This is a genomic window from Pseudonocardia sp. UM4_GMWB1, assembly GCF_017312155.1.
Taxonomy (GTDB): Bacteria; Actinomycetota; Actinomycetes; order Mycobacteriales; family Pseudonocardiaceae; genus Pseudonocardia; species Pseudonocardia alni.
The window spans coordinates 187,298-202,916 of record NZ_QJPN01000002.1 but is presented as its reverse complement, the minus strand read 5'-3'; the positions used below and the strand labels follow the sequence as shown (position 1 = coordinate 202,916).

The 15,619-nt window shown below is 72.0% G+C and carries 12 protein-coding genes and 1 pseudogene; all 13 read left to right on the top strand.

Features of this window, described 5'->3' with window-relative positions:
• Positions 1–297 precede the first annotated feature (297 nt).
• Positions 298–561, top strand: a pseudogene (locus DMP15_RS28715) (transglycosylase family protein); the annotation flags it as partial.
• 3 nt (positions 562–564) lie between these two features.
• On the top strand, positions 565–1,530 hold the full coding sequence (locus DMP15_RS28710; protein WP_337826792.1) for a trypsin-like serine peptidase: 966 nt from the start codon (positions 565–567) through the stop codon (positions 1,528–1,530).
• Positions 1,530–2,594, top strand: a complete 1,065-nt coding sequence (locus DMP15_RS28705; protein WP_253067103.1) for a hypothetical protein — start codon at positions 1,530–1,532, stop codon at positions 2,592–2,594. Before DMP15_RS28710 ends, DMP15_RS28705 begins: the two co-directional genes overlap by 1 nt.
• A 110-nt stretch (positions 2,595–2,704) precedes the next feature.
• A complete protein-coding gene (locus DMP15_RS28700) occupies positions 2,705–3,040 on the top strand; it encodes a hypothetical protein (protein ID WP_337826791.1) in 336 nt (111 codons plus the stop codon).
• Complete coding sequence (locus DMP15_RS28695; RefSeq protein WP_337826790.1) at positions 3,040–3,879, top strand: hypothetical protein; 840 nt, start codon at positions 3,040–3,042, stop codon at positions 3,877–3,879. Before DMP15_RS28700 ends, DMP15_RS28695 begins: the two co-directional genes overlap by 1 nt.
• Positions 3,876–5,594 carry a hypothetical protein gene (locus DMP15_RS28690; protein WP_337826789.1) on the top strand — a complete coding sequence of 573 codons (1,719 nt, stop codon included), beginning with the start codon at positions 3,876–3,878 and terminating at the stop codon, positions 5,592–5,594. Before DMP15_RS28695 ends, DMP15_RS28690 begins: the two co-directional genes overlap by 4 nt.
• Positions 5,591–7,123, top strand: coding sequence for an SCO6880 family protein (locus DMP15_RS28685; RefSeq protein ID WP_253068807.1), 1,533 nt, complete (start codon positions 5,591–5,593; stop codon positions 7,121–7,123). Before DMP15_RS28690 ends, DMP15_RS28685 begins: the two co-directional genes overlap by 4 nt.
• Positions 7,120–8,898: an ATP-binding protein gene (locus DMP15_RS28680; RefSeq protein ID WP_226369789.1), complete on the top strand. Its 1,779-nt coding sequence runs from the start codon at positions 7,120–7,122 to the stop codon at positions 8,896–8,898. Before DMP15_RS28685 ends, DMP15_RS28680 begins: the two co-directional genes overlap by 4 nt.
• A 7-nt stretch (positions 8,899–8,905) precedes the next feature.
• On the top strand, positions 8,906–10,072 hold the full coding sequence (locus tag DMP15_RS28675; protein ID WP_337826788.1) for a C40 family peptidase: 1,167 nt from the start codon (positions 8,906–8,908) through the stop codon (positions 10,070–10,072).
• A 109-nt stretch (positions 10,073–10,181) separates the two neighbouring features.
• Positions 10,182–11,591 carry an alkaline phosphatase PhoX gene (locus DMP15_RS28670; protein WP_337826787.1) on the top strand — a complete coding sequence of 470 codons (1,410 nt, stop codon included), beginning with the start codon at positions 10,182–10,184 and terminating at the stop codon, positions 11,589–11,591.
• Positions 11,592–11,650: 59 nt separating this feature from the next.
• Entirely contained in the window at positions 11,651–13,504 is a 1,854-nt protein-coding gene (locus tag DMP15_RS28665) for a type IV secretory system conjugative DNA transfer family protein (protein WP_337826786.1), read from the top strand.
• 215 nt (positions 13,505–13,719) lie between these two features.
• Positions 13,720–14,436 carry a ParA family protein gene (locus DMP15_RS28660; protein WP_253068802.1) on the top strand — a complete coding sequence of 239 codons (717 nt, stop codon included), beginning with the start codon at positions 13,720–13,722 and terminating at the stop codon, positions 14,434–14,436.
• Positions 14,437–14,439: 3 nt separating this feature from the next.
• A complete protein-coding gene (locus DMP15_RS28655) occupies positions 14,440–15,366 on the top strand; it encodes a ParB/RepB/Spo0J family partition protein (RefSeq protein ID WP_253068801.1) in 927 nt (308 codons plus the stop codon).
• Positions 15,367–15,619: the final 253 nt, after the last annotated feature.

Genomic DNA, 15,619 nt, shown 5'->3' with positions numbered 1-15,619 from the left:
GAAGGGGCCGGGTCGGGCACCGGCTCCGGCAGCGACGCAGCGGGCGGCGACGACGTTCAGAGCCCGCAGGCCGGGGACCCGATCTCGCGGCCCGGCGCGGACCAGAACGGGCAGGGCCAGACCGGGGCGGGGCAGGCCGACCAGCCCATCGACCAGCAGGGCGACAGTGCCGGAGAGGCCGGGCAGACCGGCTCCGACGAGCAGGGAAGCTCCGACGGGCAGAGCGACCCAGATGCGCAGAGCGGCTCGGCCGAGGACGGGGAGCAGCCCCGGGACCCGGAGGGATCCGAACCCGCACCGGCGGCCGGTGACAGCGCGCAGGCCGCGACCTGGGACCGGCTCGCCCAGTGCGAGTCCGGCGGGGACTGGGCGATCGACACCGGCAACGGCTACTCCGGCGGCCTCCAGTTCGACCAGGCCACCTGGGCGGCCTACGGCGGCACCGGCTCGGCCCACGAGGCCAGCCGCGAGGAGCAGATCGCGGTCGCGGAGAAGGTCCGCGCCGACCGCGACGGCTACTCGGCCTGGCCGGCGTGCTCGAAGAAGCTGGGTCTGGCCTGACCGATGACCAACCGCAACTGGCGCACGACGTCGACGACCACGGTCCTCACCACGGTGATGACCGCGGCGCTGGCGCTGGCGCTGTGGACCTCCGAGGCCCCGCAGGGCACTCGGGTGGTGGGACTCGGGTCGGCCGCACCGTGGGGGTCGGCCGACCCGAGGACCCCAACCGCACCCCTGGCGCCGACGCCGCCGGTGCAGGGCCAGGCCGGGCCGGTCGTCGGCGGCCTGTCGGCGACCTCGGTCGGGGTGCTGGTCGTCGACGGCGGCCGCCACCAGTGCTCGGCGGCGGTGGTCGCCTCGCGGTCGCGGCGGGTGCTGGCCACCGCGGCGCACTGCGTGTGGCTCGACGGCGGCTGGCGGGTCGACGGGGCCTTCTTCATCCCCGGCTACGCCGCGGGTGAGGAACCGCTGGGCCGGTGGACCGTCGACACCGCCTACGTGCCACCGGCCTGGCAGCAGATCGACTCCCCCATCAACGACGTCGCCGCCGACACCGACTTCGCGTTCGTGACGCTGCTGCCCCGCGACGGGGTCCTGCCCGAGCAGGTCCTCGGCGCCCAAGGCATCCGCTTCTCCACCCCCGACCGGCTCCCGGTCGCCGCGCTGGGCTACCCGGCCACCGGCGTCTACGACGGGCAGTCGTTGCGGGGCTGCGACGGCCCCGCCGCGGTCGAGACCTTCACCCGGCCGGACCGCGACGGCGGGCAGGTGCTGGCGATGACCTGCGACATGACCGAGGGCGCCTCGGGCGGGCCGTGGCTGGCCGGCCCGGACGCCGCGGCCGGGCGCGGGCAGGTCGTCGGGGTCGTGTCCGGCGGCGATGCCACCCAGCTGGTCTCACCCCGATTCGGCGCCGCAGCGCGCGAGGTCTACGAGGCCGCCGACTCCGCCGCCCTGATCCCCGACCAGCCCACCACCCCCGACCCCGCGCTCGCCCGGACCGCCCCTCGAGGAGGGACCAGCTGATGACCTCACCCCGGAACGCGGCCGACCCGCACCACCGCTGGGCAGGGCCGGGGGCATCGCCGCCGCGCAGCCCGTATGAGCTCAACCACCGGCTCGGCGCCGCCGCGCGCACCCGCGCCCCGGGCGGGCTGGGCGTGGTCGACACCGAGACCATCGTCGACACCACCTCCGCCGCCGCCGCCGCCGACCAGGGCCACGGTCCGGACCCGGTCGAGGTCGCCGAGCAGCTCGGCGCGGCCACCGACGCCGCGCAGGACCGCACCCGCACGGTGTTCCCCGAGTCCCGCCCGGTGTCCTGGGCGGCGTTCGGGCCGCTGATCCCGGTGCTTGCCGGGTCCGCCGGGGCCGGCGCCTCGTGTGTCGCGGCCGCGATCGTGGACGCGCTGCAGCAGGACCAGCGGTGCGCGCTGCTGATCGACGCCGACGACCCAGCCCGCTCCGGGCTCGCCGGTGCCTCCTCGGTGGACGGCCCCTGGACCCGGCAGGTCAACGACCACCTCACCGTGCGCTACAGCTGGCGCGCCGACGCGCTGCTGGCCCGCCTGGAGACCCGGAACCCGGCGGCGCTGCCGACCATCACCCCCGGGATGGTGCCCCCACCCCCGGACTGGCTGCCCGACCCGGCACCCGACCCGCTACACGCCACCGTCGTCGACCTCGGTCACGGCGGCTGGCGGGCCGCCGCGACCCCGATCTACGGCGCCGGGGGCTGGCTACGCCGCGGACTGCCGACCCAGCGCCCGATCCTGGTGGTCCGCGCGACCCGCCCGTCGCTGCGCCAGGCCGAGCAGCTCCTCGCCCGCCTGGACCCCTGGGTGCAGCGCGGCCTGGCCACCCCGATCTACCAGCTCGTGGTCAACGGCGCCCGCAAATGGCCGACGGGAGTGGCCGGCGCGGCCGGGCCCCGGGTCGCGGCACTGCTCGACGAAGCCCTGTTCGTGCCACACATCCCGGCCTGGGAGGTCGGCGGGGTGACCGATGAACCCAGCCCGGCCCGGGCGGTCGACGCCCTCCGACCGCTGCTCGCCTCCTGGCAGCTCATCACCTCACCGAGGCGCCGCTGACCAGCCGACTGGTTCGACCCGCTGCGTCCGGCCCCCCACCCCGGCGACCAGCCCGCACACACCGCCACGCCCACACCGTTCGTCCCACACCACCCTGCGGAGCACACCCCATGTCTGTCCCCCACCTGATCAGCGAATCCCTCGCCCACGCCTTCCTGCTCCCCCTGCAGGACCCGCCAAAGCCGGATATCCCCGAGGTCAACGCGGTCGCACCGCCCGGCAACCAGATGCTCACCCGGGTCGTCGGCTACTTCATCTGGATCGCCGGCGTCTGCGTCCTCGGGCTGTTCTTCGGCGGGATCATCGCCTCCACCGCCGGACGGCTCTATGACCACCACGGCTCCGGACGCCGCGGCGCACAGATGATCGTCTCCAGCCTCGTCCTGGCCGTCCTGCTCGGCCTCGGCTACACCCTGATCACCGCATTCGCCGCCGGAGCCAGCTGATGGCCCGCCTGATGAACCCCCACGACCCCCGCCTGAGCTCGGGTGGCGGGCAGCGCCGCGCCCTGCTCATCCTGGGCGCGGTCGCGGCCCTGGTCGTGGTGGTCGTGGTCGCGCTGATCGTGTCCTTGACCGGCGTCTTCACCGACCCGCAGCGCGGCCCGGAGTCTGCGCCCGCGCAGCCGGCCCCGATCGGCACTGGCGACAGCGGCTCCGGACCGCAGGCCGAGGCCGAGCTCGCCGCCCGCCCGATGTTGCAGGTTCCCCTCGCCGCGATCCAGCCGCACGCGCTCTCCACGCGGACGGCGGGCCCGCCGATCGTGCTCCCCGCACCCCAGCAGTTCGTCGCCACGCTGGTCCCGACCGGGTTCCCCGACACCCCTGAGGGCGCGGTCGCGCAACTGGTCGAGCTGATGAAAGCCGGCATGTCCGGCGGCGACCCGGCGGTGTGGGCCCAGGTCTATAACTCCCTCGCCGAGCCCGGCGCCCAGCCCGCTGACCGGACCACGACCAGCAACGACCTCGCCGACCTTCGTCGCGGCGCGCACCTGCGCCCCACCGGCCCGTCCTCGAGCGGGCTGCGGATGTCGTGGACACCGACCAGCGCCATGGTCAAGGGCAGCACCGCCGACGGCACCTACGTTGTGGCCTGTGCGCTGGGCGAGTTCGTCGCCGACAACAACGGCCGGGTCGTCTCGTTTGGCTGGGGCGACTGCCTCCCGATGCGGCGTGTGGGTGACCAGTGGAAGGTCGCCTCCGGGCCGACCGCGGCCATCGCACCGAGCGCCTGGCCCGCCAGCGACGAGGCCGTCGCCGCGGGATGGCGAGACATCCAGCGATGACCTCCATGATGCTCGCCCGTTATCCCACCCCGGTGCCGCCCCCGCTGCCCGAACCGTCCCCGGGCGGAGGGGCATCCGGGAAAGGCGACTCCGGCTCGGGTTTCCTGGGCTCCATCGTTCAGTCCGGCTTCGACGCCGTCATGCAGAAGGTGTGGGACGCCGGGGTCTGGGTGCTGCGGGCGGGGTTCGAGCTGGCTGACCAGGTGTCCTGGGTCGATCCGAGCACGATCACCGGTAAGGCCGAGCAGCGCCCGGACTCCCCGAACCCCGCCACCGCCGTCGACGCCGCCACAGCCGGTGGGCAGAGCTTGTCGTTGTGGTCGTCGCTGATCTGGCTGGCCACCTTGATCGCGCTGGGCCTGTTCTTCTACCAGCTGATCTCGGTCGCCCTGCGCGGCGGGCGGGGCATGTTCCGGGCGTTCACCGGGCCTCTGCAGTTCGGGATGGCGATCGCGCTGACCTCCGGCATGGTCGCGGTCCTGCTCGGCGCCGCGGACGGGCTGACCACGTTCTTCCTGTCCCAGCTCGGCGGCGACGGATCGTTCGGCGCAACCCTGGCCAACGACACCGTCGCTGCCCGGGTCGGGGAGAACCCCGACCTGGGCGACAGCATCGAGGAGGGCGCCCGCGCGATGATCCTCGGGCTGGCCGCTCTGTTCGGGATCATCCCGGCCGCGATCGGCTTCGCCCTACAGATGATCTTCCGGCAGGCCGCGATCCTGGTCCTGGTCGCGACGATCCCGCTGCTGGCCGCGATGCTGGTCGCCGACTCCACCGCCCCGTCGTTCTGGCGCGGCGTGCGTTGGCTCCTCGCCGCGATCCTGATGAAGCCCGCCCTCGCACTCGTGCTGCTCATCGGGGTCTCGGTCATGGCCCGCGCCGAGGGGGTCGCGGGGCTGCTGGCCGGGGCGGCGGTGCTGCTGGTGTCGCTGTTCTGCCCGATGGTGATCTACCGGCTGCTGGCCTTCGTCGATCCGGGTACCGGTGCGGGGATGGCGCTGCGCTCGGGTGGCGGTGGGCGTGGTTCGTCGGCGCCGGGTGCGGATGGCGGCACCAGTGAGTCGATCAACGTCGCCCGCATGGCCCGCTCGGGCGGCAGTACTGACGGTGCTGCATCGGCCGGGGGTGGCGGGGAGCTCGGTGGCTCGACCGCCGCGTCTCCCGCGGCCGCCGGCCGTGCGGGCGGTGCTGGTGCCGGTGGCGCTGGTGGTGCGGGTGCTGCCGGTGGTGGGTCGGCCGCGGGCGGCGGCGCAGCCGCCGGTGGCGCGGCGGCAGGGCTCGGCGCGGTGGGGGGTGTCGCGGCCGCGGCGGTGGTGGGCGGCTACCTGGCCACCAAGGCCGCCGCGGGAGCCGCGGGCGGCTATGGGTCCTCCCAGATGGCCCAGACCGGTGTCGGGCACCCCGGCCCCGCGCCCGCTCCCAGTGGCGGGGACATCGGCTCGGCCGCCCGGGGCGCCTACGCGGGGGCGACCGCGCCGTGGGGCGGGTCCAGCGCGGCCGCCGGGGGTGACAACGGCCCGATTGAGCCCGACCCGACCACCGGACCCGAGCCTGGGCCCGGGTCTGAACCGCCAGTGGTCGATCCCGGACCGCCCGAGGCCGGGCGCCCCGACTCCGGACCCGGCACCACGCCCATCCCCACCGCGTGGACCCCCGAACCCCCGACCACACCGGCTGCACCTGCCGGCACCGACCGCGAGGACGACACCCCATGAGCGCTGTCCAGGAGGCCCACGGCCCGCGGGTGTATCGCGGGCTGAATCTCAAGGAAGGGATGGGCTGGATAGCCGGCCTCACCCCGGTCCAGGCGTTCCTGGTGATCGCGGTGTGTGCTCCGGCGCTGATCGCGATGTCGCGCAACCAGTGGTCCACCGCGCTGAGCTGGGGAGTGTTCGCTGCGATCACCGTCGTGTTGATCGTCGTGCCCGTCCACGGCCGCCCCGCGTTCCGCTGGCTGGCCGACCTGATCATGTTCCAGACAGGAGTGCTGATGCGCTGGTCCCCCTGGCAGTCACGCGCCGCGGCCGGGCTGGCCGGTGATCGCTGCGAGCCCGACCTGCCCGGCGTGCTGTCGCGCCTGGAGTTCCCCGACGGCCCGGAGTTCCACGGCTCGCGGATCTGCCTGATCCACGACACCGACCAGGGACGCTGGGGTGCCACCGCGCGCTTGACCCACTCCGGTGTCGGGATGCTGTCTGACGACGAGTGCGCCGAGCTCGCCCGCCGCCTCGGCTCGATGCTCGTCGGACTGGGGCATCGCGAGGTCGTCGACCGCATTTCGCTGCTCGTGCGCACCGTTCCCGACGACGGCACCGAGTACGCGGTCTGGCGCGAGCGCCACCAGCGCGCCGACGCCCCCACCCTGGCCCGGCAGGTGACCGCCGAGATCGACCGCGACGTCGCCTCGGTCTCCGTGCGGACGGAGCTGTTCGTGACCGTGTCGGGCACCGAGGACGCGCTGCGCCGCCCGGCCAAGGCCGCCGGCGGCGGTGTCGCGGGCCGCGCGTACGCGCTCTACCGCGTCCTGGAAGCCGTCGCCGACGGTCTGCGCGGATTGGGCGTGCAGTCGGTGACCTGGCTGACCTCCACCGGGGTCGCCGAGGCCATCAAGACCGGCTTCAACCCCGCCACCGCCGCCTCCCTGCAGTACCAGCACCTCATGCGGCCCGACCCGGACGGCTCGGTGGGGCTACCGATCTCCCAAGCCGGCCCCGCCCTCGCGCCCGCTCCGGCCGCCCGGGCCTATCACCACGACGGGTTCTCCTCGGTCTCCTACGCCGTGCAGCCCCCGGAATCCGGGACGATCTTCGGGTCGCTCGGCCCGCTGCTCGCGGTCCGCACCGCAGGAGAGCGCCGCACCCTGCAGATCCACTACGAGATCCTGTCCCAGGCCGCCGCCGCCCGGGAGGTGCGCTCCCAGCGGTTCCGCAACAACGTCCTGGTCGACGCCAAGGCCCAGCGCGGGTTCAACACCACCGCCGTCGACACCCGCCGCCAAACCGGCGCCCGCGAACAAGAAGCAGCGGTCGCGGCCGGGCACGCCCTGGTCCGCTTCACCGTGGCCTCCTCGCTCACGGTGCCCGCCGAGTGGAACCTCGAGGACCACGCCGCCCGTCTGGAGAACGACTCCTCGGGCCGGTTCCGGCTGCTGCGCCTGGAACTGGCCCAGGACTCCGCCTTCGTCGCCGCGGCCCTCCCGGTCGGGATCGGTCTGCCCCGTCTGACCAGGGCGTTCGACTCATGAGCATCTTCGGTAAGCGCCGCCACGTACAGCCGCGCACCACCAGCGACCTGCTGAGCCAGTTCACCGACCTCGACGGCATCCCCGTCTCCGCACCCGCCGACCCCATCGGCCCGGACGAGGAGCGCGCCAACGGCCGGCGAGGCGGCCGGAGTCGGGTCAACCAGGCCACCGCCCCCCGCCAGGGCCACCGTGAACCGGGCCGCGGATGGGCCGCGGTCGACGCAGCCCGCCGGGCCCCGGTCTACCGGGCCACCACCGCCGAGGTCGGCGGACTGTTCCCGCTGCTGGCCTCCAACGGCGTCCCGGCCATCGGCGCCCGGCTGGGCTACGACACCCAGTCCGGGGGCGCCTTCTACGTCCACCCCACCGAGTGGGTGCTGCGCCAGATGGTCACCAACCCGAACCTGGTGGTGTTCGGCGAACCGGGCCGCGGCAAGTCCTCCACCGTCGTCGCTTTGATGCTGCGGATGATGCTCTTCGGCGTCCGCTCCCTGATCTCCGGTGACGTGAAGGGCGAGTACACCCCGCTGCTGCGCTCGCTCGGGATCACCCCGATCGCGCTCGGCCGCGGTAGCCACCACCGCCTCAACGCCCTGGACCTCGGACCCATCCGATCGAGGTGGGGCACCTGGAGCACCGAGCGGCAGCGCGAGGAACTCACCGGCATCCTGGCGCGCTGGACAAGGCTGCTGACCGCGCTGGCCGAGGCCCAGGGCTACGACCCGACCGTCACCGACGAACACGTCCTGTCCACCGTGCTCAACCGGCTCGTCGGCGCCGAGCACGGCGCGGACGAGCTGCGCCCGATCACCATCCCCGACGTCGTCGACCAGCTCGCCCACCCCGACGACGACCTGTGGCAGGCCACCCGCTTCGCCTCCCACCGCCAGTTCCTCGACCACACCCGCCAGATCACCGACGCCCTGTCCAACCTCGTCGTCGGCCCGCTGTCGGGGTTGTTCGACGAGCCGACGAACTTCGACCTCGACTGGGACGCCCCCGTGCAGTCGATGGACCTCTCGCTGCTGCGCAGCAGGGGTGATCAGGCGATCGCGGTCGCTCTGACCTGCCTCGGCTCCTGGTCCTCGATGATCACCGACCTGCAGGACGACGGCGACGTGCGCATCGTCGTGCGCGACGAGGTCTGGCGGCAGATGCGACTCGGGCTGCGCGCGGTCCAGGCCGTCGACTCCGACCTGCGCCTGTCCCGCGCCGAACGCAAGATCCAGCTCCTGGTGATGCACAAGCCCTCCGACCTGCTCTCCGTCGGCGCCGCCGGCTCCCAGGAGGTCTCCATCGCCAAGGACCTGCTCGCGCTGTGCTCGACCCGGATCCTGCTCGGCCAGTCCACCCGGGTCGGCGACGAGCTCGCCGACGAGCTCGGACTGTCCGAGCGTGAACAGGCCGTGCTCACCGGCTGGGCGATGGAAGGCCAGGGCCGTGCGCTGTGGAAGCTGGAGAACCGCCCCGGCATGAAGATCCAGACGGTCCTCTCCCCCACCGAGCGGGCCATCTTCGACACCAATGCCGGGCTGCGCTCCCGAGACGACCAGCCCCACGCGACACCGCAGCACCCCGCGCTCCAGGAACCCTCACCGCCGACCGGGCGCCCAGGCCGCCCACGGCTGGTGCCGGTGAGCGCCTCCACTCCCGACCCCAGCCTCGACGCCGCCGCGCCCGCCGCCGTCGAGCACCTGGCCGCGGCCGTCAGGATCTCGACCAACGGCACCGGCCACAACGGCCGTGGCTCCGGCGGCGCACCGCCGCGACGGTGACCTGACGGTGGACCAGAAGAAGAGCACCATCGCCCTGGCGGTCGGCGCGGTCATCCTCGTCTTCGCCGGCGCCGTGCTGACGATGGGCGTGGGCATGCTGACCATCGTCGCCGGGGGCGCGCTCCCCGGCGGGGGCTGCGGCGGCGATGGCGGCCTCGGCGGCGGGTCGCAGACGATCGGCGGCACCGACTGGAACGCTGAGCAGACCGACAACGCCGCCACGATCGTCAACATCGTGGCTCAGCGGGGCCTGCCCAAGCGGGCCGCGGTGATCGCGATCTCGACCGTGATCGTCGAATCGAGACTGGTCAACGTCGGCCACGGCGACCGCGACTCCCTGGGCCTCTACCAGCAGCGGCCCTCGCAGGGCTGGGGCTCACCGGAGCAGGTCCTCAACCCCGACTACGCGACCCGGATCTTCCTGGACCGGCTCGTCGCCCTGCCCGGCTGGGCGACCATGCCGCCGGGCACCGCCGCGCAGGCGGTGCAGCGCTCGGCGTTCCCCGACCGCTACGCCCCCCAGGAAGCACCGGCCGCAGCCCTGGTCGACCGGTTCTGGGTCGGCCCGGACAACCCCGCCCCCGCCGCGCCCGGTGCCGCACCGGACGTGCAGCTGGCCTCGACCGCGTTCGCCTGCCCCGACCAGGGCGGCGCCGGGGTCCCGCTGGCCCCGTCGAACATCGACCCGACCAAGCTCCCGCCCGGGTTCGTCCCGCCCACCGACCCCGCACAGCGCGCCGCGGTCACCTACGCCCTGGCCCAGCTCGGCAAGCCCTACATCTGGGGCGCGAAGGGACCGAACGGGTTCGACTGCTCCGGGCTGATGCTCGCCGCCTGGGCCGCCGCAGGCGTCCCGATCCCCGCAGGGACGGTCAACCAGAAGAACGCCGGCACCCCCGCCGGCCCCGCGACCATCGCCCCCGGCGACCTGGTGTTCATCCCCGGCTCGCTCGGCTCCCCCACCAACCCCCGCCACGTCGGCATGTACGTCGGCAACGGCCTGGTCGTCAACGCCTACGACTCCAGCACCGGGGTCATCCTGCAGCCGCTCTCGGACTGGGCCGACAAGATCACCCACGTCCGCCACATCGCCGGCCCCGCCGGCGCATCGGCCGCGGCGCCCGTCCCCGCTGCCCGCGCTGAAACAGCCCTCGCCGAGGCCGCGGGCTCATGACCGCCGCCCCTCGCCTGACATCACCAGCAGCCGCTCCCCGGGAGGACCCGTGCTGATCAACCGACGGAAGTTCCTACGGAGCTCAGGGCAGGTCGGTCTCGGTGTCGCCGTGTCCGGCCCGGTCCACGGTCTGCTGAGCCGGGCCACAACCGCGGCACAGCCGGGTGCTGCAGCCGGGTACGGGCCGCTCGTCGACGACCCGAAGGGCATGCTCGCCCTGCCCGAGGGGTTCTCCTACCGAGTGGTCACCCAGGCCGGGAAGACCCGCCTCTACTCCGACCACGCCTCCCCCGGGATCCACGACGGTGCCGCCGCGTTCCCCGCACCGGACGGGAACGTGCTCGTGGTGCTCAACCACGAGGTCCGCGGCGGCCCCGACGACGACGGCGCCGTCCCGCACCTGCGTGGCTACACCTGGCGCGAGGACGCCGGCGGCGGCTGCACCGTCGTCAAGACCACCCCCGACGGCGAGCTCATCTGGGAGACCGTCGCACTCGCCGGGACCTCCACCAACTGCGCCGGTGGCGTCACCCCCTGGGGTACCTGGCTGACCTGCGAGGAGACCGACAAGGACGGTCACGGCTACGTCTTCGAGGTCGACCCGGTCGACCTGCAGGCCAACCGAGACCCGCAGCCGATCAAAGCCCTCGGCCGGTTCGTCCACGAGGCCTGCTGCGTCGACCCCGACACCCTCACCATCTACCTGACCGAGGACACCTCGAACCCCTACGGCACCGTCTACCGGTGGACCCCACCCACCGGGTTCCGCGGCCGCAGCGGCGCGCTCAAGGCCCTCGACGCGGGCGCCGGAGAGCTCGCCGCGATGGCGGCTGCCGACCGGTCCGGCAAGGTCGTCGCCGACCTCGACCAGGCCGACACCGTCGGCACCTCCTACACCGTCACGTGGGTGCCGGTCACCGACCGCGACGCAGCGCGGGGTCCGGTGCGCTCGCTCGACGGGATCACCCGGGCGAAGAAGCTGGAGGGCGCCTGGTGGGCCGACCACGACGGCGCCCCCGGCGCCTACCTGGTCTCCAGCTTCTCCGACTCCCACCGCGGCCAGATCTGGCACTACGATCCGACCGCCTCGACACTGACCCTGACCACGGTGTTCGCTGTGGAAGCGGATGGAGAGACCGTCGAGGCACCGGACAACATCGTCGCCGCCCCGTTCGGCGGGCTGATCGTGTCGACCGACGGCGACGGCGACAACCACCTCGCCGGCGTCGCCGATGACGGGACCGCCTACCCCATCGCCCGCAGCCAGATGGGCTCGGAGTTCACCGGCCCCACCTTCTCCCCCGACGGGACGGTGCTGTTCGCCGGGATCCAGCAGCCCGGCACCCTGTTCGCCATCACCGGCCCCTGGCAGGCGGGCGCCGAAGCCGGGCAGAGTGTCTCGGCGGAGAAGGGCATGCCGCAGGGCGCTCTATCGCAGGGCTCCAAGGCTGGCACCGAATGGGGTTCCACGAGCCGCGATCAGGGCGCGGCCCGCCGTTCTGAACGGGACGCGTCGTGAGGACCCGGTCCGGAGCTCCTCGTCCCTGGGTTCAGGACGTTGCCCTCCCCGTGACGGCTGTGGGGTTCGCGCTGGCTGTCGCCGTCATTGTCGAGCTGGCGGCCGTGGTCACTGGGCTCCTTCTCGGCGCGGCGTTCCCGATGTGGGTTGGGTTCTCCGACGTCGCAGACATCGTCCGGGGCTCTCTCGGTGCTCCGTTGTCTGCCGATGGCACTGCTGGGCGTCTTATGCGGCATTGGACGCTGTTCCTTGTTTGCGCCGCGGTGGCGGCCGTCGTGCTGGTCGCCGTGACCGCCTTCGCCGTCCGGTGGGGTGGTCGACGCTTCGCCCCGGCACCGGGCGGCCACGCAAGCGTCGACGAGATCAACGCGGAGCTGTCCGCCACGGCGCTCCGACGGAGCGCGGAACGGACCCGGCCGTCGTTGAGCCCAGGCGAAGTACGGAGCGTCCCGCCGACCGAGCTGGGCTTCCCTTTCTACCGGTACCGCAACAAGCAGCTATACGGATCTTTCGTCAACCTCACGGGCACTCTGGCCCCGACCCAGTCGGGGAAGTCTCGAAAAGACCTGGTGCACAAGGTCCTCGACGCTCCCGGGGCCCTGCTGTGCTCGACCACCAAGCTGGACTTGGTGGAGTTCGCCGCGCTGGCCCGCTCTCGTCGCCCCGTGGCTGGTCCTGTCATCGTTCACGACAGCACGGGCCGGCTGCGGTGGCCCGCTCCACTGCGTTGGGCCCTCATCGGTGGGTGCGAAGACCAACAGGAAGCCAATCGACGCGCTTACACCCTGGTCGAAGCCTCAGCGCTGCGAGTGGAGGCCGGCGGCGGTGGTGGTGCTGGCAACGATCGGGTGTTCCGGGAGCGCGCCGTCGTAGTGCTCACCGCCTACCTCGTTGCCGCTGCAGTTTCCGGCTCGTCGGTGGACACCATCCGTGCTTGGGCCACCGAGCCTCCTGAGGCTGACTCAGCCGCGCCGGCAGCGGCGGGTAGGCCAGGGGGCCGGCCCCCTACGGCGGCACCGAGGCGGAGGCTCCCCGCGGATCCGGCACCGGTCACGATTCTCCGCAACGCAGGCCGCGCGGAACTCGCCGCCAACCTGGCTGCGGAGATGGCGCTCGACCCCCGGACCGCGTCGGCGGTGTGGATGTCGGTGCGCCGCGTCGTCGGGGCTTGGACCGATCCCCGGGTCCGGGAGCTGATCAGCCCTGCCCACGGGCACGGTCTGGACGTTCGTCGTTTCATCGCACAGGGCGGGTCGCTCTTCCTGATCGCTGACCAGCAGCAGGCGGCCGAGGCAGTCCCGGTCTTGACAGCTCTGGCGGAGCACTGGCTGCGGACGGCTCAGGAGATGGCTATGGACTTCCCTGCCCGTCGTGTCGACCCGCCTGTGACGGTGGTGTTTGACGAGCTCGCCAACGGCACGCCTGTCCCCCGCCTCGCTGAGGTGATCTCCGACGCCGCAGGTCGAGGCGTGATCATCCACTGGTCGGCGCAGTCACTTGCTCAGCTGGAACGTTTGTTCGGCCCGGTGGGCTCTCGGGAGGTTCTGGACAACACCGTCAGTCTGAGTGTGTGGGGCGGAATCAAGGACGATCGCACGCTGCACGCGCTGTCCGACCTCTGCGGCACACACGAGACGTATCGGCGCCAGAGTCACACCGATGGTCTGTTCAGTAGTACGCGCCACTCGCTCAGTAGCGAGACCACCCCGGTCCTTCGTCCCGGCGACATTCGCAAGCTTCCACCGGGTCGCGTGCTGGTGATCCACCGCGGCATGCCGGTGTTCGTCGCCGACGCCGTCGACGTCACGGATCGATCCGACTATTCGGATATCGCCACCGACACAGCCATCCTGCGGGACAGGTCCAGCATTCCGATCGATGCTCGCGGCTACCAGTCGATTCACCCCGCATAGGCGCGCTCGACTGGTATCGGGGGCTGACAGGGTGGAGTGCGGCTCGATCACCCTGACGAGATCAATCGTACATATGTTCGTCGAATGTATGTTCGATGTTTCCAGCGGCGCGCGGAGGACGCCCCACCTGCACAAAGGCGTGGGCAGGGTCTGCCACGATGGAGGGGATCCGAAGTACCACCTGCCAGGTGGGAAGCAGACGGAGGGATTACTCCATGGCTCGCGTACATGTGGTTGCAAATCAGAAGGGCGGCGTCGGGAAGACGACCGTCACGGTCAACTTGGCCGCGGTCGTCGCGGACACCCTGGGCGGGACCGCAGAGTCGTCGCCGGTTCTGGGTGTTTCCACTGACCCACAGGCCTCGATGCTGGAGTGGGCCCAGCGGGTCGGGGACGACCTGCCGTTCGACTTCGAGCAGTGCCACGACAATCCGCAGTTGCTCGGCAAGTTGCGGGAGATCAAGCAGTACTCACACATCTTCGTCGACACCCCGGGGAGCCTGGAAGACGAGTCGATTCTACAGACCGTCCTGACACAGGCCGATGATGTCATCGTCCCGCTGGAGCCCGAACCAATGTCGTTCTCGCCGGCGACGCGCTCCATCCAGCGGGTCATCGAGCCCGCGGGGGTCCCGTGGCGCGTGCTGCTCAACAACTGGGATCCCCGCGACGGGACGGGCGACCTCGACCAGACCCGCGACTATGTGGCCGCGAAGAAGTGGCCCGTGTTCAACACGGTCATCCGACACTACAAACTCCACACACGTGCCTCAGCCGAGGGCGTCACCGTGGTCCAGTACGCCAAGAACCGCGTGGCCCTCGAAGCGCGTCAGGACTTCTTCAAACTCGCCCTGGAGGTCCTCGGCACTGGTGGTGAAGGGCCGCGACACGCGAGCGGTGTAAACGACGTTTACACCCCTGGTGAGGGCTGAGCCGTGGGTAAGCGCGTCAACCTGGCGGAGCTCGCACGGGAAGAGGTGCCCGAGGACTACTCGGCCCGCACGCCAGTCGAAGCATCAGCCGCCCCGGCGCCACCGCCGCCGACCGCCCCCCAACCTGTCGTGGAAGCGGATCCCGGTCCGGCCACGTCGATGCTCCCGGTCGGGGACATCGTGTCCAACCCGCTCAACCAACGCGCTGCCGCGGACGAAGAGGATGCCGAGTTCTACGAGCTCGTCGCGACGATTGGCAATCACGGGGTCTTGCAGCCCATCGTCGTCTGCTCGGCTGCTGCTTTCGTCGATCGGTACCCCGAGCAGCAGGCCGCTGTGGGCAGCGCCCGTTGGGTAGCGCTGATCGGCAATCGCCGGCTTCGCGCCGCTGGGGTGGCTGGGCTGCAACAGATCCCGGCTCTGGTCAACGACGACCGGGTCGCCTCGATGTACGAGGTCATGCTGGTGGAGAACAGCCACCGCAAGGCCCTTGGTCCACTCCATGAGGCAGAGGCGATGAAGCGCCTCCTCGAAGAGGCGAACATCAGCCGGCGGGCTTTGTCGACACGGATCGGACGCACTCCGATGTATGTCAGCCAACGGATGGCCCTGCTCGACCTGATTCCTCCGCTGCGGGATGCACTCGAGACCGGGACGCTCAAGCTCGAGCAGGCCCGCCAGTTCGGCACTCTGCCGATATCGGAGCAGGAAGCCATCGCCGCAGCCGGCCCCCCGTATCGGCGGCGGCCGGCGGGAGGCGCCCTGGGTAACTCCGAGTTGCCGAAGCGCACGCGCCGCAGCATCGCGGTGTCGAGCCCGGCTCGCGCCGCTGCGTCGATCCGGGAAGTGTTCACCGAGACCGAACGGGCCGAGCTCGTCCGTCTGCTCCTCGAGTCCACCACCGCGCCTGACGCCAGTCCTGCGGAGTGACGGCGTAGGACGAGCCAGATCCTCTGGCTCCGAAGTGCAGCGGCACCTGCACATGGTCTGGGTGTAAACGACGTTTACACCCAGGCCTTTCGCTGCCCATTCGATCCTCTGATAATCCACCGCCGCGGGTGTCGGCACACACGCGATCGGTTGGTGCCGACAGCTCGCACCAACGTTGTGCAGGTCCGCGATAGGGCGACCACGGCCCTGTCAAGCCCCACCAGTGAACCGCCCCGGCATGGCCGGAGACTTG

Coding starts and splice junctions, on each gene's coding strand:
- DMP15_RS28700 (WP_337826791.1), top strand. CDS start 2,705: ATGTCTGTCCCCCACCTGATCAGCGAATCCCTCGCCCACGCCTTCCTG.
- DMP15_RS28680 (WP_226369789.1), top strand. CDS start 7,120: ATGAGCATCTTCGGTAAGCGCCGCCACGTACAGCCGCGCACCACCAGC.
- DMP15_RS28705 (WP_253067103.1), top strand. CDS start 1,530: ATGACCTCACCCCGGAACGCGGCCGACCCGCACCACCGCTGGGCAGGG.
- DMP15_RS28710 (WP_337826792.1), top strand. CDS start 565: ATGACCAACCGCAACTGGCGCACGACGTCGACGACCACGGTCCTCACC.
- DMP15_RS28690 (WP_337826789.1), top strand. CDS start 3,876: ATGACCTCCATGATGCTCGCCCGTTATCCCACCCCGGTGCCGCCCCCG.
- DMP15_RS28660 (WP_253068802.1), top strand. CDS start 13,720: ATGGCTCGCGTACATGTGGTTGCAAATCAGAAGGGCGGCGTCGGGAAG.
- DMP15_RS28685 (WP_253068807.1), top strand. CDS start 5,591: ATGAGCGCTGTCCAGGAGGCCCACGGCCCGCGGGTGTATCGCGGGCTG.
- DMP15_RS28695 (WP_337826790.1), top strand. CDS start 3,040: ATGGCCCGCCTGATGAACCCCCACGACCCCCGCCTGAGCTCGGGTGGC.